The organism is Flavobacterium johnsoniae, from assembly GCF_030388325.1.
GTDB classification, from domain to species: domain Bacteria; phylum Bacteroidota; class Bacteroidia; order Flavobacteriales; family Flavobacteriaceae; genus Flavobacterium; species Flavobacterium johnsoniae_C.
In genome coordinates, this window is record NZ_CP103794.1 from 171,936 (window position 1) to 197,412 (window position 25,477).

General features: G+C 33.3%; 22 protein-coding genes and 1 tRNA gene. 18 read left to right on the plus strand and 5 right to left on the minus strand.

Annotated features, from left to right (window positions below; all coding sequences use genetic code 11):
- Positions 1 to 4: 4 nt before the first annotated feature.
- Entirely contained in the window at positions 5 to 3,220 is a 3,216-nt protein-coding gene (locus tag NYQ10_RS00830; protein WP_289878494.1) for a SusC/RagA family TonB-linked outer membrane protein, read from the minus strand.
- Between the two features lie 629 nt (positions 3,221 to 3,849).
- Complete coding sequence (locus tag NYQ10_RS00835; protein WP_289878495.1) at positions 3,850 to 5,016, minus strand: MFS transporter; 1,167 nt, start codon at positions 5,014 to 5,016, stop codon at positions 3,850 to 3,852.
- A 102-nt stretch (positions 5,017 to 5,118) separates the two neighbouring features.
- On the opposite strand from NYQ10_RS00835, the gene NYQ10_RS00840 reads away from it, so the two are divergent.
- From NYQ10_RS00840 to NYQ10_RS00870, 7 genes are all read left to right on the plus strand, one after another.
- Positions 5,119 to 5,952: an AraC family transcriptional regulator gene (locus tag NYQ10_RS00840; protein WP_276172277.1), complete on the plus strand. Its 834-nt coding sequence runs from the start codon at positions 5,119 to 5,121 to the stop codon at positions 5,950 to 5,952.
- 70 nt (positions 5,953 to 6,022) lie between these two features.
- Complete coding sequence (locus NYQ10_RS00845; RefSeq protein WP_289878497.1) at positions 6,023 to 6,382, plus strand: hypothetical protein; 360 nt, start codon at positions 6,023 to 6,025, stop codon at positions 6,380 to 6,382.
- A 100-nt stretch (positions 6,383 to 6,482) separates the two neighbouring features.
- Positions 6,483 to 7,010, plus strand: coding sequence for a DUF3347 domain-containing protein (locus tag NYQ10_RS00850; RefSeq protein WP_289878498.1), 528 nt, complete (start codon positions 6,483 to 6,485; stop codon positions 7,008 to 7,010).
- 1 nt (position 7,011) lies between these two features.
- Entirely contained in the window at positions 7,012 to 7,572 is a 561-nt protein-coding gene (locus NYQ10_RS00855) for a helix-turn-helix domain-containing protein (RefSeq protein WP_289878499.1), read from the plus strand.
- 467 nt (positions 7,573 to 8,039) lie between these two features.
- Positions 8,040 to 10,571, plus strand: a complete 2,532-nt coding sequence (locus NYQ10_RS00860; protein ID WP_289878500.1) for a heavy metal translocating P-type ATPase — start codon at positions 8,040 to 8,042, stop codon at positions 10,569 to 10,571.
- A gap of 7 nt (positions 10,572 to 10,578) precedes the next feature.
- Positions 10,579 to 12,819 (plus strand): multicopper oxidase family protein, encoded by a 2,241-nt coding sequence (locus tag NYQ10_RS00865; RefSeq protein ID WP_289880986.1) that lies wholly within the window; start codon positions 10,579 to 10,581, stop codon positions 12,817 to 12,819.
- Positions 12,820 to 12,956: 137 nt separating this feature from the next.
- Positions 12,957 to 13,115 carry a hypothetical protein gene (locus NYQ10_RS00870; protein WP_289878501.1) on the plus strand — a complete coding sequence of 53 codons (159 nt, stop codon included), beginning with the start codon at positions 12,957 to 12,959 and terminating at the stop codon, positions 13,113 to 13,115.
- A 140-nt stretch (positions 13,116 to 13,255) separates the two neighbouring features.
- On the opposite strand, the gene NYQ10_RS00875 is transcribed toward NYQ10_RS00870, so the two are convergent.
- Positions 13,256 to 13,708: a DUF4442 domain-containing protein gene (locus NYQ10_RS00875; protein ID WP_289878502.1), complete on the minus strand. Its 453-nt coding sequence runs from the start codon at positions 13,706 to 13,708 to the stop codon at positions 13,256 to 13,258.
- 255 nt (positions 13,709 to 13,963) lie between these two features.
- On the opposite strand from NYQ10_RS00875, the gene NYQ10_RS00880 reads away from it, so the two are divergent.
- From NYQ10_RS00880 to NYQ10_RS00900, 5 genes are all read left to right on the plus strand, one after another.
- Positions 13,964 to 14,419 (plus strand): DUF4870 domain-containing protein, encoded by a 456-nt coding sequence (locus NYQ10_RS00880; protein ID WP_289878503.1) that lies wholly within the window; start codon positions 13,964 to 13,966, stop codon positions 14,417 to 14,419.
- A 118-nt stretch (positions 14,420 to 14,537) separates the two neighbouring features.
- Positions 14,538 to 14,870, plus strand: a complete 333-nt coding sequence (locus NYQ10_RS00885; RefSeq protein ID WP_008464689.1) for a PadR family transcriptional regulator — start codon at positions 14,538 to 14,540, stop codon at positions 14,868 to 14,870.
- 3 nt (positions 14,871 to 14,873) lie between these two features.
- Positions 14,874 to 16,601: a PspC domain-containing protein gene (locus NYQ10_RS00890; RefSeq protein WP_289878505.1), complete on the plus strand. Its 1,728-nt coding sequence runs from the start codon at positions 14,874 to 14,876 to the stop codon at positions 16,599 to 16,601.
- 14 nt (positions 16,602 to 16,615) lie between these two features.
- On the plus strand, positions 16,616 to 17,350 hold the full coding sequence (locus NYQ10_RS00895) for a head GIN domain-containing protein (RefSeq protein WP_289878506.1): 735 nt from the start codon (positions 16,616 to 16,618) through the stop codon (positions 17,348 to 17,350).
- A gap of 85 nt (positions 17,351 to 17,435) precedes the next feature.
- Complete coding sequence (locus NYQ10_RS00900) at positions 17,436 to 18,269, plus strand: GIN domain-containing protein (protein ID WP_289878507.1); 834 nt, start codon at positions 17,436 to 17,438, stop codon at positions 18,267 to 18,269.
- Positions 18,270 to 18,421: 152 nt separating this feature from the next.
- Here the strand turns inward: NYQ10_RS00900 and trxB are convergent, their stop codons facing one another.
- A complete protein-coding gene (trxB, locus tag NYQ10_RS00905; protein ID WP_289878508.1) occupies positions 18,422 to 19,369 on the minus strand; it encodes a thioredoxin-disulfide reductase in 948 nt (315 codons plus the stop codon).
- Between the two features lie 255 nt (positions 19,370 to 19,624).
- Between trxB and NYQ10_RS00910 the strand changes: the two genes are divergently transcribed.
- Both NYQ10_RS00910 and NYQ10_RS00915 read left to right on the plus strand, forming a co-directional pair.
- Positions 19,625 to 19,699 (plus strand) — tRNA-Pro (locus NYQ10_RS00910).
- 16 nt (positions 19,700 to 19,715) lie between these two features.
- A complete protein-coding gene (locus NYQ10_RS00915) occupies positions 19,716 to 20,000 on the plus strand; it encodes a GIY-YIG nuclease family protein (protein ID WP_289878509.1) in 285 nt (94 codons plus the stop codon).
- Positions 20,001 to 20,232: 232 nt separating this feature from the next.
- Here NYQ10_RS00915 and NYQ10_RS00920 read toward each other — a convergent pair whose 3' ends face one another.
- Positions 20,233 to 22,395, minus strand: coding sequence for a hypothetical protein (locus NYQ10_RS00920; protein ID WP_289878510.1), 2,163 nt, complete (start codon positions 22,393 to 22,395; stop codon positions 20,233 to 20,235).
- Positions 22,396 to 22,624: 229 nt separating this feature from the next.
- Between NYQ10_RS00920 and NYQ10_RS00925 the strand changes: the two genes are divergently transcribed.
- From NYQ10_RS00925 to NYQ10_RS00940, 4 genes are all read left to right on the plus strand, one after another.
- Positions 22,625 to 23,029, plus strand: coding sequence for a septal ring lytic transglycosylase RlpA family protein (locus NYQ10_RS00925; protein ID WP_289878511.1), 405 nt, complete (start codon positions 22,625 to 22,627; stop codon positions 23,027 to 23,029).
- Between the two features lie 208 nt (positions 23,030 to 23,237).
- Entirely contained in the window at positions 23,238 to 24,005 is a 768-nt protein-coding gene (locus NYQ10_RS00930) for a ParA family protein (RefSeq protein WP_289878512.1), read from the plus strand.
- 5 nt (positions 24,006 to 24,010) lie between these two features.
- Positions 24,011 to 24,913 carry a ParB/RepB/Spo0J family partition protein gene (locus tag NYQ10_RS00935; RefSeq protein ID WP_289878513.1) on the plus strand — a complete coding sequence of 301 codons (903 nt, stop codon included), beginning with the start codon at positions 24,011 to 24,013 and terminating at the stop codon, positions 24,911 to 24,913.
- The gene (locus tag NYQ10_RS00940; RefSeq protein WP_289878514.1) at positions 24,913 to 25,473 is read left to right on the plus strand and encodes a DUF5683 domain-containing protein; all 561 of its coding nucleotides are present in this window, start codon (positions 24,913 to 24,915) and stop codon (positions 25,471 to 25,473) included. Before NYQ10_RS00935 ends, NYQ10_RS00940 begins: the two co-directional genes overlap by 1 nt.
- The last annotated feature ends 4 nt before the right edge of the window (positions 25,474 to 25,477 follow it).

Genomic DNA, 25,477 nt, shown 5'->3' on the forward strand with positions numbered 1-25,477 from the left:
TTAATTAAAAACTTAGGTTTAAACCAAAAACCAATTGTCTGCTGCGTGGGTACGCTGAGTAATCTACACCAGGAGTAAGAGGTGTATTTCTTCTTGTAGAAACCTCTGGATCTGGCCCTGAATAGTTTGTAATAATAAACACATTCGTAGCAGTCATGTAAAATCTAACTTTAGAAGCTCTAATAGCATCATTGAAAGATTTTGGTGCAGTGTAACCTAAAGTAAGCGTGTTAAGTCTTAAGAAAGAACCATCTTCAACAGCCCAATCACTAAAAACAAAACGATTCATAAACGGAGACCACATTGTAGTGTTAGCATTCATAGCTGCCAAAGTTGTTGGATCTGTTACCAACTGACCTGATTCTGGATCTAAGTTTGTCCATCTTTTTCCATCAGCCATTTCTGAACTTAAATTTCTATATTGTCCATTTTGATTAGAAGTTGTAAATTCAATTTTGTTTGCATTATAAACATCATTTCCAATGCTATAGTTAAATGCTGCAGAAAGATCAAATCCGTAAGCATTAGCATTAATTGCAAAACCTCCAGAACTTTTCGGGTTAGAATTTCCAATAATAGTCATATCACTGTTATTTACAACTCCATCTCCATTAAGATCTTTTAACTTCATATAACCTGGCTGTACTTTTCCACTGCTTACTACAGTAGAAGCATCAGCAACACCAGATTTTAAAGTATAAACTCCTGCATTGTAATCAAAGTCAGACACTTCATAACGCCCGTCGCTTTTGTAACCATACATTAAACCAATTGGAGATCCAACGTTTACAGCATAATCATTACCAATTTGTGTTGATGCCCAGTTTGTATTAGTTCCAAAATTGTTCATTACTCCTAAAGAGTTAATTCTGTTTTCATTCACACCAATATTGAAAGAGAAATTCAATCCGTAGTTTGGTTTTTCGATTGCTACCACATTCAATGTAGCTTCAAAACCTTTATTTTGAGTTTCTCCCATATTTCTGTATTGAAAGTCATAACCAGTTCCAGGAATTGGGAAATTGATTAAAAGGTCTTTTGTTTTGTTTTTATAAACCTCTAAAGATCCTGATAAGCGCCCTTTGAAGAAATCAAAGTCAAGACCAATATTCTGAGTTACAGTTGTTTCCCATTTTAAATCAGGATTTGCCATTGTTTTAGAAGCTGCCCAGAAACTACTAACTCCATTAATCCATGTTGTAGTTGTAGAATCAAAACTTTGAACCGTTTGTCCAACAGGAATATTGTTGTTTCCTGCTTCTCCATAACTAAATCTAAGTTTAAGTAAATTGATCCAAGAAACATTTTTCAAAAATCTTTCTTCAGACATTTTCCATGCTGCCGCTGCCGCTGGAAAATAACCCCAACGATTATTCCCTAAAAATCTGCTAGATCCATCAGCACGATAAGTTGCTGTAAAAAGGTATTTATCTTTAAAATCATAATTAGCGCTTCCAAAGAAAGACAGTAATTTATCGTCTGGTAAATAATAATTATCAACTGAATTTGGTTTTCCTTGAGTTGTTAATTTTCTAGCCTGATCGAAGTCAAAGAATTTTGGAAAACCATGAATTACAGTCATTTCTTGATTAGAATGTGTATTGATCATCTCTTCTCCAACAAGAACTTTTAAATGATGCTCATCACCTAATAATTTTTTGAAATCATAAGAAAGCGTATTTGCATTTCTGAATCTGTCATCTCTACGATCTCCAAGTGTTAATGCTGGCATACCTTGATTTGTAGAAGCTGGTACGTTGTTTACATAATATGTGCTACGCCCGTAGAAACGTTGATCTTGATAGTAAAAATTATCTAAACCAAATTCTGATTTGAATTGAAGATCATTAATGATTTTCCAAGAAAAACTTCCAAGCATATTAAATACTTTTCTGTTTTGTTCACGATCTGTATCTGCAACAGCTACAAAAGGGTTTACTAAATAACTCGAAAGAGCTTCGTCAGTATTATCTGTTGTTAAACCTGGCAACGGAATCGGAGAATATCCAACGCTGTGACGTAAACGTGCATCTGCAGAAGAAACCTCTCTTTGTTCATTAAGTCCACCTCCATTGATTTGTGTATCAGAGTAACGCATTGTAAAAGAAAGATCAACTTTTTCTGAAGCTTTACTGTTTAAAGCCAAAGACAGGTTATTTCTTTTGAAATCTGAACCAAGCATAATTGCTTTTTCATCATAATGCGCATAATTGAAGTTAAAATTGATTTTATCAGAACCCCCACGAATTCCTAAATCACGGCTTTGTACTTCGCCAGTGCGTCCATAAATTTGTTTTTGCCAGTTGTCGCCTTTTACACCATTGTATAAATCTCTATCTTGCCAGTTTCCAAAATATTTTTGATACGTAGTTACATCTCCGTCCATCAACGCGTACTCATATTGCCATTTTACGAAATCTTGAGCTGAAAGAACATCAATTTGTTTCGCTAATTTTTTCATACCGTAGAACATATTATAGTTCACAGATATTGCACCATTTTTTCCTCTTTTTGTAGTAATAAGAATTACCCCATTTGCTCCTCTAGAACCATAAATTGCAGTTGAAGAAGCATCTTTCAAAATAGTTTGAGACTCAACATCAGCTGCTGGAACATCATTCATACTGTTAACAGGAAATCCATCAACTAAAATTAGAGGAGCACTATCTTGAGTTAATGAACCACCTCCACGAATTCTAATTTTAATATCCGAATCAGGTGAACCTTCAGAAGAAGTAACTTGAACCCCAGCCACACGACCAGTTAGCGCTTCAGCTAAGTTCGCAACAGGATTTTTTCTTAAATCATTACCCGAAACTACCGCTACCGCACCAGTCAAATCAGATTTTTTTACACTGCTGTATCCCACTACAACAACTTCATTTAAGTTATTTGAGTCTTCAGTTAAAGTTGCATTTACTTTTGTTTTCCCATCAACAGCAACGTCGATAGTTTTAAATCCAATGAAAGAAAAGCTTAGTGTAGCTTTCGGATTGGTTAGTTTAATTTTGTAATGACCGTCAAAATCGGTAGAAGTTCCGTTCTTAGTTCCTTTCTCTAAGACATTTACGCCCGGAAGAGAAAGTCCCGCAGCATCCTTCACGGTTCCCTCTACAGTTGTACCCTGTGCATGTAATTGACTGCCGATCAATAAGCACAGTAAGAAAACAAGTTTAAAGCAAAAATTTGCTCCTTTGTTTAATAATTCTTTAAAGTTCATGGTTGATTGTTTAAGTTATTAATTGTTTTTAGTCGTGGTTTAAGTGGTTTTTTGTGGTTACTTTCAATTCATTTTTTAATTATTATAGGCATTTAGGTTTATTATCCGTTTTTTAAATTTCTTAACAATTCAGGTTAATTTTTAATACTGTTTAATTTCCGATTACTTAATCGATTTCGAAGATGAGAAACAAAGTTGTAATCGATTACACAAACATAGATATTTTTTTTAAACGAAAAATAATTTTTCATAAAAAAGTCATAAAAAAAATTATATATCAAAAAAAATACTTGTTTTTTATATGAGATATATAATTTTAATGAATATAAAATATTAAATATATTATTATTAATCGCTCATTTGATTCTATTTTTATAAAAAAAACAATCGATTACATGAATATTAGTTACGAAATTTTTAGGTGTTATTTTTACACTTAAAAAGTTAAAATGATCCTAAAAAAAATGAAAATATTTCGTTTAGATTTTAAAAATTATACTGATTTTACCTATAAATAAGATCAAAAAAGCGATAGAAAAAGTAATTTTGACTATAAGATTAGGTATTTTGAAGCACAAAAAAGCCCTTAAACAAAAGTTAAGGGCTTTAAGAATTTAATTATTTTGAGCTTATACTGGCTGAACTTGAACCTGTTTTTGATGTAACTTCATCAATATGAATGTAATAATCATTCCAATAATCGACATGGCAACTCCAATAAGATTTGGTGAAGAATAACTAAGTCCTGCCGCCAAAGGCAATCCGCCTAGAAAAGCTCCTAAGGCATTACCAATATTAAAACTTCCTTGAAGCGATGCAGAGGCAATCATTTCTGCTCCTTTCGCAGTACGGATCATAAGCATCTGAATTGGCGCAATTACCGAGAATGAAATAGCTCCAGTTAAGAAAGTCAGAAATAAAGACACATATTGGTTGAATGAAAAGAAATAAACCAAAACCAAATCTAAAGACATTACCATTAATAAAGCTAAAGTAGTTGGAGCCGGCGAAAAACGATCTGCCAATTTTCCTCCAACAAAATTACCAACAACCATTCCTAATCCTGCTAAGATCAAGATTGAAGAAACATCTTCTGGCGCAAATTTGGATACATTAATTAATAAAGGTGCGATATAACTAATCCAAGCAAATAAACCTCCAAAACCAATTGCTGTAATTCCGATAATTAGCCATGCTTCTGTACGTTTAAAAAACTGAAGCTGGGTTTTCATATTCACACTTTCTCCTTTTTCAAGATTGGGCATCCATAAGTAAATTGCCAAAAGCGTTAATAATCCAACAATAGCAATTAATACAAATGTATAGCGCCAAATAAAATGATGACCTATATAAGTACCAATCGGTACGCCAATTAGATTTGCGATTGTTAACCCGGCAAACATTGTAGAAATGGCTTGCGCTTCTTTTCCTTTATCTGCCAAACGGCTTGCAACTACCGCTCCTACTCCAAAGAATGCACCATGTGGCAAACCTGAAAGAAATCGAGAAGCGAATAAAACATTATAATCTGGAGCAATAATAGAAAGCGCATTAAAAACCGCCAACATTAATGCTAAAATTAAAAGCATTTTTTTTGGCGCATAATTTCTGCCTGCGATTACTAATAAAGGCGCACCAATAACAACTCCTAAAGCGTAAGATGAAATTAAATATCCAGCAACAGGAATCGAAACTTTCATATCTGAAGCAATATCTGGGAGTAATCCCATCATTACAAATTCTGTAATTCCGATAGTTAACCCTCCTAAAGAGAGTGCAATAAGACTTTTTTTCATTTTAATAAAAGTAGAAAGGAATAGATTTCTACGTTGCAAAATTAATATCAGCAACCCGAAAATAAATTGTAAATTTGCGATATAAAATTGTACAATTAAGTTATGCCGAAATTAAATCAGTTTAAAACGCTAGTACTTGATGAGTTTGAAGAAGAGAAATTTCATCTTCCGCCGCATACGCATACCTATTATGAAATCATTTATATTAATAAAGGAAGCGGAATTCATCATTTGAATAATAATCTTTTACCATATAAAGCTGGCGATCTGTTTGTAATTTCTCCAGATGATGAGCATTATTTTGATATAAAGAAAAGTACGCGTTTTACTTTTATAAAGTTCACAGACAATTATTTCAACTCTAAACAGAATCTTACTTGCGATGAATTTTTAGTAAATACTCCAGAAAGTTTCATGCGTGATAAAATCCTAAAAGAAACAGTTTTGAAGTTTGATGAACCTTGTAAAACGATTCTAAAAAACACTGTAGAAAATATTGTAACTTATGGTAAATATATTGATGTAACTTCTTCTCCAATTGTTTTTTATCAGATTCTTTCGATTTTTGGTTTAATCAAAGAAACGATTCGAGGCATGAATCTTCAGATGAAATCGACTCATTTGGATAATGAACAAATTGCAAATTACATTCACCAAAATATTTATCAGCCAAAATTGGTTCAGATAAAAGTTATTGCAGAGCATTTTAATATTGCCCAAACGTATTTTAGTGCTTATTTTAAAAGAACATTCAGTATAAGTTATCGAGAGTATATCCATAATTTGAGAACGACTTTAATCGAAAAGAGATTTCACAATAATCAATTGCCGATTAAACAAATTGCGTACGAGTTTGGCTTTACCGATGAAAGTCATTTGACGAATTATTTCAAAAAACGAAAAAACATGAAACCGACCGATTTCAAAAAACTGTAGTTATTGAAATCTTAAAATATAATTTGCTCGAACATTTTTAACTAAATTTGTGCTACTAAAAACAATTTCTTTGAAAAAGAAAATCCACATAATAATGCTTTTTATAACACTTAGTTTCTTTTTGAATCCAAGTTATACCTTTGCATGCAATATGGAAAATCATAAAGAAGTTGTTGCCAAAAAAGAAAACAGCTGTTCTAAAAAATGTCATGAAAAGAAAACTTCAAAAGAAGAAAAACACAATTGTGATGGAAAATGTCGTCATTCTGGATGCAATACTTCAACGTTTTCAAGCATTATTTTAACTTCAAATGAATTTGATTTAGAAAATAATGTTTTCAATTTTTCCGTAAAAAACACATTTACTTATTATCCTGAAGTGATTATTTCTTCGGGTTTTACTTCTATTTGGCTGAAGCCGAAAATATAATTTTTGTATTTTTAATAGCCCATATTGGGTCTTTTTCGAATCGAAATCTTTAAATTAATCTAAAGGAAATTTGAAAATCCTTTATCAAATATAAAACACAATGAAAAAATCAATTATAGCTTTAACAGCGACAATCGCAATATTATTTTCTGCAAATAACATTCAAGCAAACACTCCTAAATCTGAATCAACAAACATCGAAATTGCAGATACTCAATTGCAAAGCGTTTATGATGCTTATTTTACTGTAAAAGATGCACTTATAAAAAGTGACAGCAAATTGACTTCGGCGAAAGCCAAAGACTTACTGGCAGCGATTACAGCAGTAAAAATGGACAAACTAAAAAGCAACGAACATACGGTTTGGATGAAAGTGGTCAAAAAATTAACTGCCGATGCTAAAAGTATTTCAGCAACAACAGATCTTAAAAAACAGCGTGATACTTTTAAATCATTATCTAAAAGCACTTATGATTTAATAAAAGTTTCTAGCCCAGAACAGCCAATCTACAAACAATATTGCCCAATGGCAGACGCTGATTGGTTAAGCAAAGAAAAAGCAGTTAAGAATCCGTATTACGGCTCTTCGATGCTGACTTGCGGAAACGTGGTAGAAACGATTAAATAATATGAAGCTTTACATCAAGAATATGGTGTGCAGCCGATGCAAAATGGTGGTGAAGTCTGAGTTTGAAAAACTCGGACTTCAAACTATTGCTGTTGAATTAGGAGAAGTTGAGTTACAAAACGAAATCAATGATTCGCAAAAAGAGGTTTTATTAGAAAATCTTCAAGCTTTAGGTTTTGATTTAATAGATGATAAAAAAACAAAAACCGTCGAGAAAATAAAAAACTTGATTGTGGATTTGGTTCATCATAAAAACAACGAACTTAAAATCAACTTATCTGATTACTTAGCAGAAAATTTAAATCAAGATTATAATTCTTTGAGTAATCTTTTTTCCGAAATTGAAAATACAACAATCGAAAAATATTTTATAAGCCAGAAAATTGAAAAAGTAAAAGAGTTATTGATTTATAATGAGCTTTCGTTAAGCGAAATTGCAGACATTTTAAATTATAGTAATGTGGCGCATTTGAGCAATCAATTCAAAAAAATTACGGGCTTTACTCCTACTTCTTTCAAACAATTGAAAGATAATAATCGTATTCAAATCGAGAATTTGTAGTTATTTATTTAAACGCAAAGAACGCAGAGATTTACGCAAAGAGCACAAAGTTTTTAGCCACAGATTAAAAGGATTAGAAGGATTTTAAAATCTGTGTTAATCTTTTTAATCTGTGGCTAACTTTTTTTACAAAAAATTCACAAAGATGATAAACATAGCCAGTGGTTTCAACCACTGGAACGCAATCATTGACAAATACTAATTACCTCACAACAAATCCATTACAATACGTTTCCCAAGGTTGAAACCTTGGGCTATGTTTAAATACATTTCGCAAAGTGATCTGTATAAAGCTTTGTGAACTTTTTAAAAATCTCAACTAAAAAACTTTGTGCTCTTTGCGTAAATTCCTTGCGCCCTTTGCGTTAAAAAAAAATAGTAAATCTTACAAATCATTCCCAAAATTCTACAAACCGTTGTAACTTGTACTTCGGAAATTTGCATTGTAATACTTTAAAACCAATACAATGACTCATCAATATATAATTTCAGGAATGTCTTGCAACGGATGCCGAACCAAAGTCGAAAAAACTTTGAATGAAGTCGAAGGCGTTCAGGCAGAAGTAACTTTGAATCCACCAACGGCTACGATAACAATGGACAAACATGTTCCGACAGAAAAATTTCAGAAAATTTTATCAGCGGTTGGAAATTATACTATTGAAATGGATTCTCCTAAAAACCATTCTGAAACAGTTAAATCTTGCTGTTCAGGTCATAAAAAAGAACATCACAATCATCATAAAGCAGAAACTAAAAAAGTGCATCAGCATAGTGCAAATGGCGTTTATTATTGTCCAATGCATTGTGAAGGCGATAAAACATATAACAAACCCGGAGATTGTCCAGTTTGCGGAATGGATTTAGTTCCGCAAGTTGCCGTAACTGCAACACAATTTATTTGTCCGATGCATCCTGAAATTGTATCAAACGAACCAGGCGATTGTCCGATCTGCGGAATGGATTTGGTTCCGATACAGGCTTCTGAAAGCGAAGAAAACAAAACTTATACTGATTTATTGAAGAAAATGAAAATCGCGATTTTGTTTACGCTTCCTATTTTCATTATTTCAATGTCAGAAATGATTCCGAATAATCCGCTTTACAATATAATGTCAATCGAAAAATGGAATTGGGTCCAATTCCTGTTTTCACTTCCAGTCTTATTTTACGCAGGATGGATGTTTTTCGTTCGCGCTTACAAATCGATTGTAACCTGGAATCTGAACATGTTTACTTTAATCGGAATTGGAACCAGCGTTGCGTTCCTATTTAGTATTGTCGGAATGTTTTTTCCTCATATTTTCCCTTCTGAATTCAAATCGCATCACGGAACCATTCATTTATATTTTGAAGCTGCAACTGTAATTATCACTTTAGTTTTATTAGGACAATTATTAGAAGCCAAAGCACACGGGCAAACTAACGGCGCAATCAAAGAATTATTAAAATTAGCTCCAACTGAAGCGACTTTGGTAGAAAATGGGATGGATAAAGTTATCTCCATTCACAACATCAAAAAAGGCGATTTACTTCGTGTAAAACCTGGAGAAAAAATTCCCGTTGACGGAAAAATAACTTCAGGCGAAAGCAGTATCGACGAATCGATGATTACGGGAGAACCAATTCCAGTTGACAAAAAAACAGGCGATGCTGTGATTTCTGGAACAATAAACGGCACAAAATCTTTTGTAATGATTGCTGAAAAAGTAGGATCAGAAACGATGCTTTCACAGATTATCCAAATGGTAAATGATGCTAGCAGATCTCGCGCACCGATTCAGAAATTAGCCGATCGCGTTTCTAAGTATTTTGTACCGACCGTAGTTATCATTTCGATTTTGACATTCTTACTTTGGGCAAAATTCGGTCCAGAACCTGCTTACGTTTACGGTTTAATCAATGCGATTGCCGTTTTAATTATTGCCTGTCCATGCGCACTTGGATTGGCAACACCGATGTCAGTAATGGTCGGAGTTGGAAAAGGCGCACAAAACGGAATCTTGATTAAAAATGCCGAAGCATTAGAAAACATGAATAAAATTGATGTTTTAATTACAGATAAAACAGGAACAATTACGGAAGGAAAACCATCTGTAGAAAAAATCTATGCTATAAATAATGACGAAGACTTTCTGCTTCAAAACATTGCTTCCTTAAATCAACATAGCGAACATCCTTTGGCGCAGGCCGTAGTACAATTCGCGAAAGCAAAAAATAGTTTATTCAAAGAAGTTCAAGGTTTTGAAACTATTGCGGGAAAAGGAGTTTTAGGAACTACAGAAGGTAAAAAAGTAGCTTTAGGTAATAAAAAATTAATGCTTGAAATCGGCGCTTCTGTTTCTGAAGATTTAGAAAAACAAGTTATTGCCGAACAAAATTTAGGCAAAACGATTTCTTATATTTCAATTGAAAAAGAAGTTTTAGGCTATGTTGCCATTACCGATGCGATCAAAGAAAACAGTGCAAAAGCCATTAAAGAATTAATCGCTCAAGGTGTTGAGGTTATCATGATGACGGGCGATAATTATAATACCGCAAAAGCAGTTGCTGAACATTTACATTTAAGTTCTTTTAAAGCAGATTGTCTTCCTGAAGATAAATTAAAAGAAATTGAACGTCTTCAAGCACAAGGAAAAATTGTGGCGATGGCGGGAGACGGAATCAACGATGCACCTGCTTTGGCTCAATCCAACATTGGAATCGCAATGGGAACAGGAACGGATGTTGCTATTGAAAGTGCAAAAATAACTTTGGTAAAAGGTGATCTTAACGGAATTGTAAAAGCCAAAAACCTCAGCCATGCTGTAATGTCAAATATCAAACAGAATTTATTCTTTGCTTTTATATATAACACTTTGGGCGTTCCGATTGCAGCAGGAATTTTATATCCGTTTTTAGGAATTTTACTTTCGCCTATGTTGGCTGCCGTTGCCATGAGTTTGAGTTCTGTATCTGTAATCGTAAATGCTTTGCGATTGAGAAATTTAAAATTATAAGCTAATGATGAAAATTAAATATATACCTATACTATTTCTAATCGCTTTTCAGCTAAAGGCACAAAAAGTAGTGCGTTACGATTTGCATGTTCGTGATACAATCGTCAATTTTTCGGGTAAAGAAAAACGTGCGATTGCTGTAAACGGACAAATTCCGATGCCTACGCTGACTTTTACCGAAGGCGATATTGCAGAAATTTATGTGCATAACGAACTCAAAAAAGAAACAACTTCAATGCACTGGCACGGATTATTTCTCCCAAATAAAGAAGACGGAGTTCCGTACTTGACTCAAATGCCGATTGAGCCTGGAACAATTCATAAATATACATTTCCAATTATTCAAAATGGAACGTATTGGTATCACAGTCATTCTGGTTTACAGGAACAAATTGGTTTGTACGGACTTTTTATTATCAATAAGAAAAAAGACGATGCAACGATTCGAAAAGGAATTGACGATTTACCAACAATTCCAGTTATTTTAAGCGAATGGTCGGATTTGAAACCTGAGAATATTCAGCGAATGCTGCACAATGCTAACGATTGGTTTGCCATAAAAAAAGGAACAACGCAAAGTTATTTTGAAGCTTTAAAACAAAAACATTTTTCGACGAAAGTGACCAACGAATGGAAACGTATGAACGCGATGGATGTCAGCGATGTTTATTATGAAAAGTTTCTACTTAATGGAAAAAATGAGCAACAGATTTCAGACCTTAAACCTGGCTCAAAAGTTAGATTACGAATTGCAAATGGGGGTGCTTCAAGTTATTTCTGGCTGACATACGGCGGAGGAAAAATTACAGTTGTAGCCAGCGATGGAAATGACGTTGAACCTGTAGAAGTTGATCGTTTGATTATTGCCGTTTCTGAAACGTATGATGTTGTTGTTACTATTCCTGAGAATAATAAATCTTTTGCTTTTTTGGCTACAGCCGAAGACAGAACTGGGTCTGCATCTTTGTTTTTAGGAAATGGAGAAAAACAGCCCATTCATCATCTTTCGAAATTAAAATATTTTGAAGGAATGAAAATGATGAATGATATGATGAAAATGAATGGCGAAATGAACGACATGGGCATGAATATGTCTTTGAACAAAATGGACATGAATGCCGTAATGTATCCTGAAATTTCGGGTGAAGATGAAAATTCTAAACCAAAAATGGATCATTCTAATCATAATATGGAAGAGATGAAAATGGAAAGCGACAGTACTGAAACCTCCGAAATTGTGACTTTGAATTACGGAATGCTGAAATCTCCGTTTAAGACAAATCTTCCAAAAGAGGCTCCTGTTAAAGAATTACGTTTTACATTATCTGGAAATATGAATCGCTATGTTTGGAGTTTGGATAATAAAGTAGTTTCTGAAACCGATAAAATTCTAATTAAAAAAGGAGAAAACGTTCGTATTGTTTTATATAATGGTTCGATGATGCGCCATCCAATGCATTTACATGGACATGATTTTAGAATTCTGAATGAACATGGCGATTATTCTCCGTTAAAAAATGTGATTGATATTATGCCAATGGAAACCGATACGATCGAATTTCAGGCAAATGCTGATGGTGACTGGTTTTTTCACTGTCATATTTTATACCACATGATGGCAGGAATGGGAAGAATTTTTACTTATGAAAACTCTGCACCAAATCCTTTGATTCATCATCCTGAAATGGCTTATAAAATGCTAAAAATGGATGATAGAATGTTTCATTTTATGGCTGAAAATGATTTTGCGTCTAATGGAAATGATGGTGAAGCGATGTACAGCAATACTCGTTGGAGCATCGGAACCGAATGGAGATTGGGTTATAACGACAAACATGGTTATGAAACCGAAACTCATATTGGGCGTTATATTGGAAAAAATCAATGGTTAATGCCTTTTATTGGTTTTGACTGGCGCTATCGAAAAATGGGAATGGACGAACAGGAACAGAATCTTTTCGGACAAAAAAATACCAAGGACAATCGTTCGGTTTTTAGTGCGGGTCTTGAATATACTCTACCAATGCTCATAAAAGCGCAAGTTGAGGTGTATACCGATGGAAATGTGAGATTACAATTTGAACGAAAAGACATTCCACTTTCGCAACGACTTCGAATGAATTTAATGTGGAATACGGATAAAGAATATATGGCAGGATTAAAATATATTGTTGCGAGAAACTTTGGAATTACAACACATTATGACAGCGATATGGGAATTGGATTTGGTGTTAATCTTAACTACTAAATGCAATCGTCAAGTCTTTACAACTCATTAACAGATTTTACAAAAACATTAACTTTTTGTAAGAATCAGGCTAAACAAATGTTGCTATATTTGATTCACTCAATTATAATTTTCTAACAAAAAACAATTAAAACAAAATGACAAAAGTAATTACAATCATTACCATAGCGTTATTTACAATTGGCGTAAACGCTCAGGAAACAAAACCAGTTTCTAAGGATAAAGCTAAAAAAGAATCATGTTGCAAAAAGACAACAGATAAAAAAGATAAAAAAACTTGTTGCTCTAAAAAATAATTGAAATATCATTTCAACAAAAAAGGCTTCAAAATAATTGAAGCCTTTTTTATGTTTTTTCGACACGAATTTCACCAATTAACACCAATTTTATATTTTTTAATTGGTGTTAATTGGTGAAATTCGTGGCAAACAAAACTCTATTTCACTCGAATACTCCATTCAAAATCCATCTCCGAAACCTGCACACCTTCTTCATTTGTACCAATAGATTTCATCCAGAAAGTCTGCCCTTCTCCTGTTTCGATAGTTTTTTTGATTGCGTCTGCAATTAGATGTCCATCTTTACAAACAAATGTTATTCTTCCAGTAGCTTTTTTAGTAAAGTTTCCTTTATTATTGGCTACTAACATCGAAATCTCTTTTCCGCTTTGCTGAATTTGAGAAATGACCAAAGCTCCAGTTGTTAATTCTGCTGCCATTGCCTGAACTGCAAAATACATCGAATTAAATGGATTCTGATTAATCCATCTGTGTTTAACCGTTACCGTACAGCTAGAATCGTTTATATCTTTAACACGTACCCCACAGAAGTATGCAGAAGGAAGTTTAAACAGAACGAACTTATTAAGTTTTGATACCGAAAGTGCCATGTGATTTATTTTTTTATGTAAAAATACAAAAAAACTATGCACGCACAATAAATTATTAAACTATCAAAACAACCTCAATAAAATCAACACTTTCGAATGGTTTCCAGCGATTTAAATTAAAATTCTTACTTTTAAATTTGTTAAATTTTTGTTAATATTTGGTACTATGCAAAACAAGATACTGTTTTTTAGACATATATTTGCATAAGAAATTACTATATACTTTTAATCATGGAAACAACAACACCACTCATCATGGAAAAAACATCAGAAAAGAATACAGCAGCATTTACTCATTTGAGTACATTAAGTCAATATATAATTCCGTTTGGGAACTATATTTTTCCGCTAATCATTTGGACAAACTACAAAGATAAATCTGAATTTGCAGATCATCACGGAAAACAGGCTTTGAATTTTCAGTTAAGCTTATTGCTTTATACTTTGATTTTAGCACTTATCGCAATACCAATTTTTGTATCAGTAGTTTTACAGAACATTCCAATTGAAGCCTTTTTTAACGATCATAATTTTGTGATTAGAAACTTTGACTTTCAATCGCATATCGGAATGCTAAGTGTCGGAATTACAGCTGTAGTACTTTTTGGATTATTAAAATTTGTTGAATTCTTTTTAGTGATTTATGCTACGATAAAAGCTTCAAACGGAGAATTATACAAATATCCGCTTACGATTCCTTTTATAAAGTAACACAAATCAAGGTTAAAAGTTATTTTCGAATCAATCATCAATCATCATCAATCATCATCAATCAATCATCATCAATCAAAAAACGAATTGTTCAATCAAAAAAAAACAAAATGAAATTATGAACATTGAAAACACAAAAGCACAGATGCGCAAAGGTGTTCTTGAGTTTTGCATCTTATCTGTTCTAAAAGAAAAAGACGCATATACATCTGAAATATTAGACACTTTAAAAAACGCAAAATTACTAGTTGTAGAAGGAACTGTTTACCCGTTGTTAACTAGATTAAAAAATGACGGTTTACTTAATTATCGCTGGGAAGAATCGACCTCAGGTCCGCCGCGAAAATATTATGGATTAACCGAGATAGGACAAACTTTTTTAAACGAACTTAGCGGTACTTGGACAGAATTGTCTGACGCTGTAAACTTAATCACCAATCAAAATCAATAAGTCATGAACAAAACAGTAAATATTAACTTAGGCGGGATGTTTTTTCACATAGATGAAGACGCATACTTAAAATTAACACGCTACTTTGACGCTATAAAACGATCACTTAACAACTCTTCTGGACAAGATGAAATTATTAAAGATATCGAAATGCGTGTTTCTGAATTATTGACAGAAAAACAAAAAAGCGAGAAACATGTTGTTGGACTGAAAGACGTTGATGAAGTGATTGCGGTTATGGGACAACCAGAAGATTACAGAATTGAAGACGAAGAAAATACGAACCAATCATTCAGTAATTACGGTGCAAGAAAACACAAAAAATTATACCGTGATAAAGAAAAAGGATTAATTGGCGGTGTAGCTACAGGTTTAGGTCATTACTTCGGAATTGACGCTGTATGGATTAAAATCTTATTCTTAGTATTCGTTTTTGCAGGTTTTGGAACAGGAATTTTAGCTTATTTCGTTCTTTGGATTGTAACTCCAGAAGCGATTACAACTTCTGAAAAATTAGAAATGACCGGAGAACCAGTAACAATTTCAAACATCGAAAAAAAAGTTCGCGAAGAAATTGATACCCTTTCTGATAAATTTAAAAATGCAGATTATGACAAAATGGGAAACCAAGTAAAGTCGGGAGCTGAGAGAATAAGTAGTTCATTTGGAGACTTTATAATGACGGTTTTTAAAATTTTCGCAAAATTTTTAGGCGTAATTCTAATCATAAGCGGAATCTCAACTTTGATCATGTTATTGATTGGCGTTTTTACTTTAGGAACAAATATCTTTATTGATTTTCCTTGGCAGAATTTTGTCGAAGCAGGAAACTTTACAGAATATCCGCTTTGGTCATTTGGATTATTAATGTTTTTTGTAGTTGGAATTCCGTTTTTCTTCTTAACACTTTTAGGATTTAAATTGTTATCTCCAAACTTAAAATCAATCGGAAACATTACAAAATATACACTTTTAGCTATTTGGATTATTTCTATTGCAATTTTGGCAAGCATTGGGATTAAACAAGCAACTGAAGTTTCATACGATAATAAAGTTGTAGAAAAGAAAGAAATCGCAATTCGTCCGCAAGACACTTTGTATATCAAATTTAAACATAGCGATTACTATGCAAAAAGCCTAAATGAAAGAAGAGAATTTGAATTTGTACAAGATTCTGCAAACAATGAATTGATTTATTCTAATGATGTAAGTTTACATATTTTGCACACAGATGAGGTTGCTCCTTTTATTCAAATCGAAAAAAGCGCAAGAGGAAATTCTTTTACAAATGCGAAAAAAAGAGCAGAAAAAATTAATTACAAGTTTCAAATTGTCGGAAATCATTTAATTTTGGATAATTATTTTCTGACAGATGTTAAAAACAAATTTAGAGGTCAAGAAGTTGACATCTACATTTACCTACCAGAAGGACAATTAGTTAAACCAGATTCTTCTGTTAGAGATTATTACAATTCTGACGAAGGTTTCTTTAACCTAAATTACGATGGAGATTACAATTATAAAGTTGAAAATTCTAAAGTAAAATGTCTAAACTGCCCTGCAGACCACGACAGCGATTACGATTACGACACAGAACAAGTAGACACGATTGTTAATGATACCGTAAATGAAGTTTCTGTTAAAATTAATGGAAAAGAAATTATAAACGGAAAAAAGACCAAAGGGAAGCTAACCACTGACAAAAACGGAGTTATAATTAAAATTAACTAATAATACCAAAAGCCATGATCAAAATAATCATTCATATTACGAAATTTATAATTGCAACTGTAACCGCTTTGTTATTTGCTTCTTGTAATTTTAATGTAAATGCTATAGAAGGCAGCGGACACGTTACAAAAGAAAAAAGAATTGTTCAAGGAGACTTTAAAAATGTTTCTGTAAGCAATGCCATTGATGTCGTTATCGAACAATCTGATGTAACCGAAATCACAGTTGAAGCGGATGATAATCTTCAAAATGAAATTGTTACAAAAGTTGAAAACGGAACTCTAATTATAAAATGTAAATTCAGTTCTTTCCGTAATATTACTGCTAAAAAGGTAACCGTAAAAATGCCAGTTGTTGATAAGATTGAAGCTTCTAGTGCATCATCAGTTATAACTAAAGGAGTTGTTGAAGGGCAAGATATTACGTTGGAAACTTCTAGCGCCGGATCGATGAATGTGAATATTGAGTCTGATAAAATTTCAGCAGATGCAGGAAGCGCAGGTTCTATTAACATCGAAGGTAAAGCTTTGAGTTTTAATTCTTCTGCGTCAAGCGGAGGAAGTATCGATGCCGAAAAACTAATGGCAAACGAAGTAGAAGCAAAAGCAGCTAGCGGAGCAACCATTTCTGTAAACCCAATTGTAACCTTAAGAGCAAAGGCTTCAAGCGGAGGAAGTGTAAACTATAGCGGTTCTCCAAAAACAATTGAAAAAGAAGCAAGTTCTGGAGGAACTATTAGCAAAAACTAAAAACAGTTAACTGTTAAATATAAAAGAAATCATTCATCAAAAGTGGATGATTTTTTTATATTTGTCAAAATCAAATCTAGAATTAATGAAAAAAAGTACAGCGCTACTCCTATTATTATTTGTTACAACATTGACTTTTGCTCAAAAAAGAGAAAAAATTAAAGGTTCTAAAGTTGTAACGACTTCGGTAAAAGAAGTTGGAAGTTTTGACGCCATTGAAGTCGATGATAATTTGGAAGTTTATTTGGAACAAGGAGAAAAAAATGAGATTAAAATCGAAGCCGATGATAACTTGCACGATATTATTGGAATGGATTTAAGAGAAAAAACGCTTCGATTGTACACCAATAAAGAATCTACTATTTTCAAGAAATTAGCAGTTAAGGTTACTTACACGAAAACATTAAATAAAGTAATCACTAAAAATGAGGCTGTAGTTTATGCCATTCAAGAATTGCAATTGGATGATATTACGATGAATTGTCTTGATTTTTCTAAGTTGTTTTTGAACGTAAATGCAAAAAAATTCACTTTAATTGCTGATGACAAAACAAGAACAGAACTAAACTTAAAAGCCGACGACGGAACGATACAATTGAGTAAAAATGCGGTTCTTAAGACTTTGGTTTCTGCTATAAAATTCAAATGTGATTTGTACCAAAGAGGAAATGCCGCAATTGAAGGTATTGCTGAAAAAGCAACTATTCGATTAGATAATAATTCGGTTTTTACTGGAACAAAATTCACATTGAAAGATGCAAATGTTACTGCCGAGAATTTTGCTGTAGGAAGCATTTTTGCAGAAACAACTGTTTCTTTAGCAATTGGAGATAAAGCAGAAATTTCTCTTTTAGGCAGTCCTGCTATTACCTTAACTCGTTTTTCTGAAGAAGCTAAGTTGATTAAGAAGATAAAATAGTCTCAGTGTTCAGTATTCAGTTTACAGTCTGAAACTTAAATAAACAAAAAGTCCCAATCATAGAGATTGGGACTTTTTGTTTATTTGTTGTTTACAGCCTTTTTCACATTCCAATAGAAAACTGAATACTGCGACTGAACACTGAATACTAACTATTCTTTAGAAGCCAAATATCTTTCAGCATCTAAAGCTGCCATACAACCTGTTCCAGCAGCAGTAATAGCTTGGCGATATACATGATCTGCAGCATCTCCAGCTACGAAAACACCATCAACATTTGTTTTAGATGTTCCTGGAGTGTTTACGATATAGCCAGTTTCGTCAAGAGTAATATAGTCTTTAAAAATATCTGTATTTGGTTTGTGACCAATTGCTACGAAGAAACCAGTTGCTGGAATTTCGATAACTTCTCCAGTTGTTTTATTTAAAGCTTTAATAGCATGCACAACATTTGAATCTCCTAAAACTTCAACTGTATCGTGATTCATTAAAATCTCAATATTTTCTGTTTTACGAACGCGTTCTTCCATAATTTTAGAAGCTCTGAATTTCTCGCTTCTTACTAACATCGTTACTTTTTTGCAAAGTTTAGATAAGTAATGTGCTTCTTCGCAAGCAGAATCTCCAGCACCAACAATTACAACTTCTTGGTTTCTGTAGAAAAATCCGTCGCAAACAGCGCAAGCAGAAACTCCTCCACCCATATTTAAATAGTGTTGTTCTGATGGTAATCCTAAATATTTAGCCGAAGCACCTGTAGAAATAATTACAGTTTCACAGTGTAATTCGATTGAATCGTTAATCCAAACTTTATGAATATCCCCAGAAAAATCAACTTTTGTAGCCCAACCATCACGAATATCAGCACCAAAACGTTTTGCTTGATCTTGTAACTGAATCATCATTTCTGGTCCAGTAACTCCATCAACATAACCTGGAAAGTTTTCAACTTCATTAGTTGTAGTCAATTGACCACCAGGCTGCATTCCTTGGTATAATACTGGATTCATATTTGCTCTGGCTGCATAAATAGCCGCAGTATAGCCCGCTGGACCAGAACCTATAATAAGGCATTTAATTTTTTCAATTGTATTTGACATAGTATCTATAGTTTTTTTGAGTTGCAAATGTAAACTTTATTATAAAAAATTAGGACTAAAATAAATCCTAAATAACTATGTTCAAATAAGTTTTATTTATTTTCATTTTTTCCTTTTGTAAACCAAATTTATTTATATCTTTGCATCCGCTTTCGGGCAGTACAGCAAATACATCTTCGGGGTGTAGCGTAGCCCGGTTATCGTGCCCCGCTCTAGGCGGGAAGACCACAGTAACGATCAATAAGCATAATGCTACGGGGTGTAGCGTAGCCCGGTTATCGCGCCTGCTTTGGGAGCAGGAGGCCGCAGGTTCGAATCCTGCCACCCCGACAAAAGCCGAACAGAAATGTTCGGCTTTTTTCTTTTAATTCCAATTTCTATGTTTTTCGTTTATATTCTTTACAGTACTACAAAAGAAAAGTTCTACATCGGTCAAACAAATGATATCGAAGATAGACTTAGAAGACACAATAGCGGACAATCATTATCTACAAAAAATGGTATTCCATGGAAAATCATTTACACAATTCAACTAGAATCAAGATCTGAAGCAATGAATTTAGAATCTAAAATAAAAAAACGCGGTGCTAAAAGATACCTACAAGATCTTAATTTTGAATATCAATTGTAACAAAGAACGATTATCGCGTCCCGCCTTAAAGCGGGAAGGCCGCAGGTTCGAATCCTGCCACCCCGACAAAAGCCGAACATTTCTGTTCGGCTTTTTTGTTTTTATACAATTTCCAGAAATTATCGCATTTTAAAACATAGCCCGTGGTTTCAACCACGGGAAACGTATCGCAATATTATAATACGTCCCCTGTTGTTGAAACCACAGGCTATGTTCAAAAAACTATCTCGATCTATTTCTCCATACTTATATAAGCAGGATAAGATTCTTTATTCGGCAAAATAAATTCTTCATCAAAAGGTTGCGTTCCATTATCGTTATTATACAGTTTCACGCGTTTTACGCCAGTAGCGGTACTTCCTCCTGTACTATTTATTACATTTTGAATATTCCCTGGACCAGCAAAACGAGTAATACACATTTTTTCAAGTTTCACAGTCGGGCTATTCGGCGCTTCAAAGCCATTTTTCTTGTTTACATTTCCATCTGTTCCTGTAAAAACAGCATAAGATCCTAGTCCTATTGTATGATGTTCTTTTACAGAATTTGCAACCTTAAATGCCGCATAACCATCAACTTGACCACCTTGACTACTCCAACTTTTTTGATTTGGAGCATCGTATGGAGGTTCATTTTGAAAGAAAAAAGTTCTTCCTCTTTCACCAAGCCACAAAACCTCATATTCCTGAAAATGTTCCACAAATAAACCGTAGAGGGTAACATCATTACCAGCAACAATAAGTCCGTTTTTGCATCTATCTCTTGTCCAGCGCAAATCTCCACCTTTTTGTGAACCATGATCGGCACGCCAAAGCCAAAAATGATCTCCCACAACATTATTGCTATTTATTTGCATAGAAGCTTCTATCTGAATATTTTTAGACTGTACACCACCTACTCTGCAAGTAATATCCGCAAGAAGAATAGGATCATTGGCATGATTATTTTTTGCTCCTTCATTACCAATTCTAATCTGATAAGTCGTACTATTAAAAGAATCCATCAATAATCCTGCAATGATAATTCCATCTTTATCATCAGCATAAATACATCCCCAAGTATTTTTCTCGGTTGGTTCTAATGTTACAGAAGCGATTCCAGCTCCAAGAAGAATTGCATCTTTTCTGTTGGCTTGAATCGGAGCATTCAAGGAATAATGCCCTGGAGTAAAAAATATATTTTTGCCTGCTTTTAGCGCAGCATTTATTTCAACATCTGTATCACCTTGTTTTGCAATATACCAATTTGCAATTAAATCTTGAACTTTTCCTTCACCCATATTTTTTGAACTCCAAGAAACTCCTACTCTATCTTTTTGCCAAGCTGGAACAAATACTTTATATTCTCCATCTTGATCTATAAAAAGAAAAGGCTTTTCTCTAATAATAGGTGTAGTTGCAATTGGAGAATTAGAATCATCTGCTTGTGGAGGGTTTACACAACCTTGCCAAACCATATTATAAGAACCGCCCATAGCTCCCGAGCCAGACGGAAACACAGTATTTCTTGTATACCATTGCTGTTGTCCTTTCCAATTCGGTCTATCTGATTGGTAATGAGTATCAGCAATAAAACCTCCACTTCCCCAGAAATTAGTATCTCCAATATCTGAAATATATTTTGAAGTACTGTCAATCAATAATCTTCTTGCGCTTGTTGATTGAGAAACTGTCCAAGCAAAATCACGCATTATTTCTACATTTTCTACAGAACGCCAAAATGTACAAGTTGCATTTGCTCCTCCCGAAAGATGAGGTCTTGTAAAAACCGAACCTAATTTAACATCTGATGGCACTTTTCCCAAACCTCCTATATGAGAATAAAATCCTAATTCAATTGAATTCGCTTCTTTTGATGAAGCAGAACCTGATCCGCCAACATCATAAGTCTGACCATTCACATTTGGTTTAAAATAATAAGCCTGACGTTTTGTAGTCCATTCGCCATTTGCGCCACCTAAACCAATAGCAGGAAATTGAGTATTAATGTCATTTCTGGCGCTTTCTATTTTTTCATATTTTCTATCATAGAAATACATATTGTCACCAAAAATCTGATTTTCGAGCGAAATTATTATGCTAATATCATTACGCGAAACTTTATAGTAATTCTCATATTTATCTGCATTTGGTTTATTATCGATGAATACCAATTTAGAAGTTGATCCAACCGAAACAAAATCTGATGCAAGACGACTTCCTCCTCTTGTAATTACATAATTGCCTGAAGAGCCAAAAGGTGACCATGACAATGTAATGTTATGTTTCTTTTTATTGTAAACAATTTTGCGCTCTATTTTTTTACTTTCCTCTGTTTTTTCGTTAATCGGATAAGGCGAAATAAAACTGCATAAAAGCAAAATAAATGCAAATAATGAGATTACTTTTTTACTCATAATAATGTTCGTTTTTGTGGTTTGATAGATAGTAATAATTGTAATTTTAAGAAAGTCCAAAATAGCAATAATCTTCAACCTTAGAGTCCGTTTTAGAATCCAATTTTCTTATCAAAAACACTACAAAATCTAAAAAAAATGTCTTTTTCTAACACAAATAAAGCTTATCGAACATATCCATTTTTCTTTAATAGCTTTTTTTTGCCCACAAATAGAATGAGAAAATAAAATGAAAGAGATTATACTATTTATGGCTTTAATTTTTTCTGCCATTACATTCGCACAACAAAAAAACATCACTTCGATTGATTCTTGCGCAGTAATCAAAGAAAGCATATTGTACAAGAAAAACGCACATGCTTCTTATTATCATGATAAATTTAACGGCAGAAAAACAGCGAGCGGAAAAAGATTCAACAACGATGATTTTACCGCAGCACATAAAAAATTCCCTTTTGGCACATTATTAAAAGTAACAAACGAATTAAATAAGAAATTTGTAATTGTAGAAATAACAGATCGCGGGCCTTTTGTTAAAGGAAGAGAAATCGATCTCAGCAAAAGAGCTTTTATGGAAATTGCATCAAATAAAAAAAGTGGTTTGGTTTATGTTACTATTGAAATTTTAAAATAACCATCTTTTCTAAACTAAATTTAGGTTTCTGTCCTTTTAAAGGAAAACAACAATGAAAATTCTGTCGAATATTTTATTCATAACTAAAATAATTTTCTGCCGAACACCTATAAAACCACGAATAGCCAAACTTTCACAAATGTTAACAAAATAGATTTTCAAAAACCATAAATAATTGTATTTTTACGGTTCAAAATTCAGAAAATAAATGGGCAAAATCATTGCTATTGCTAATCAAAAAGGAGGCGTTGGAAAGACTACTACATCAGTAAATCTTGCAGCCTCATTAGGTGTTTTAGAAAAAAAAGTATTGTTAATCGATGCTGATCCTCAAGCCAATGCTACATCTGGTCTTGGAATTGATGTAGAAACTGTTGAACTAGGGACTTATCAAATTCTTGAGCATACTGCAACACCAACAGAAGCCGTTTTAAAATGTACAGCTCCAAATGTAGATGTGATACCTGCTCACATTGACCTTGTTGCTATCGAAATTGAATTGGTTGACAAAGAAAACCGTGAATACATGCTTAAAAAAGCATTAGAAGAAGCAAAAGAACAATATGATTATATCATTATCGACTGCGCTCCTTCTCTAGGTTTGTTAACCCTGAATGCTTTAACAGCCGCAGATTCTGTAGTTATTCCTATTCAATGTGAGTATTTTGCACTTGAAGGATTAGGAAAATTATTGAATACTATTAAAAGTATACAGAAAATACACAACCCTGATCTAGACATCGAAGGTTTATTATTAACGATGTACGATTCAAGATTACGTTTATCAAATCAGGTTGTAGAAGAAGTTCAAAAACACTTTAACGATATGGTTTTTGATACTGTAATTCAGCGAAATGTAAAATTAAGTGAAGCACCAAGTTTTGGTGAAAGTATCATTAACTATGATGCTACAAGCAAAGGAGCTGTAAACTATATTCATTTAGCTCAAGAAATTATAAAGAAAAACAGCAAATAGTTTTTATGACAAAAGCAATTAAAAAACAAGCCTTAGGAAGAGGATTATCAGCATTATTAAAAGATCCGGAAAACGACATTAAATCAGTAGATGACAAAAATGCTGATAAAGTTGTTGGAAACATCATTGAGCTTGAAATAAGTGCTATAGAAATAAATCCGTTTCAGCCTAGAAGCAATTTTAATGAAGAATCGTTACGTGAATTAGCCACTTCTATTAAAGAATTAGGTGTAATTCAGCCTATTACTGTTCGTAAATTAGATTTCAATAAATACCAATTAATCTCTGGAGAACGTCGTCTTCGTGCTTCGAAGTTAGTAGGACTTACACATGTTCCTGCTTATATTCGTATTGCCAATGACAACGAATCTTTGGTTATGGCTTTGGTTGAAAATATTCAGCGTCATGACTTAGATCCAATTGAGATTGCCTTATCATACCAGCGTTTAATTGACGAAATTCAATTAACGCAAGAACAGATGAGTGAAAGAGTTGGAAAAAAACGTTCAACAATTGCCAATTACTTACGTCTCTTAAAATTGGATCCGATTATCCAAACCGGAATTCGTGATGGTTTTATCAGTATGGGACACGGTAGAGCAATCATCAATATTGACGATTTAGATGTTCAGACTGATATTTACCAAAAAATTGTAAGTCAGAATTTATCTGTTCGTGAAACTGAAACTTTAGTTAAAAATTACCACGAAGGATTACAACCTAAAGCAGAAGGAAAACCAAAAGCTGATTCTGCATTTGTGGTAAGAGAAACACAAAAAAATACTTTTAACGATTACTTTGGTTCAAAAGTTGATATAAAAGTCGCTGGTAACGGAAAAGGAAAAATCACAATTCCATTTAATTCTGAAGCCGACTTTAATAGAATTATAAAATTAATAAACGGATAGTGAATAAAATTGTCCCCATCAGTCTATTGTTCTTTCTAATAGGAACCGTTTCTCTTTTTGCCCAGGTAAAAAAAGACACGGTTTTGGTCGTAAAAGACACTACTGCATATCAAGAAATAGACCCGCTTACACCAGCAAAAGCAGCTTTTTATTCTGCAATTTTACCTGGTTTAGGTCAAGCATACAACAAAAAATACTGGAAAATTCCGTTAGTTTATGGAGCTATCGGAACCAGTTTATATTTTTACATTGACAACAATAAAAAATACCATGACTATCGTGATGCCTACAAACGCAGGTTAGAAGGATACAATGACGATAACTATCAATTTTTGGACGAAAGCAGATTGATTGCCGGACAAAAATTCTATCAAAGAAATAGAGACTTATCTGCTCTATTTGTCGTTGGTTTTTATGTCTTAAATATTATTGATGCCAATGTTGACGCCGCATTAATTCAGTTTAACGTAAACGAAAGACTGTCATTGCGTCCAGAAATTTATCCCGCCGATGTAACATTTAAACCAAATGTCGGACTAACTTTTAATTACAAGTTTTAATAGA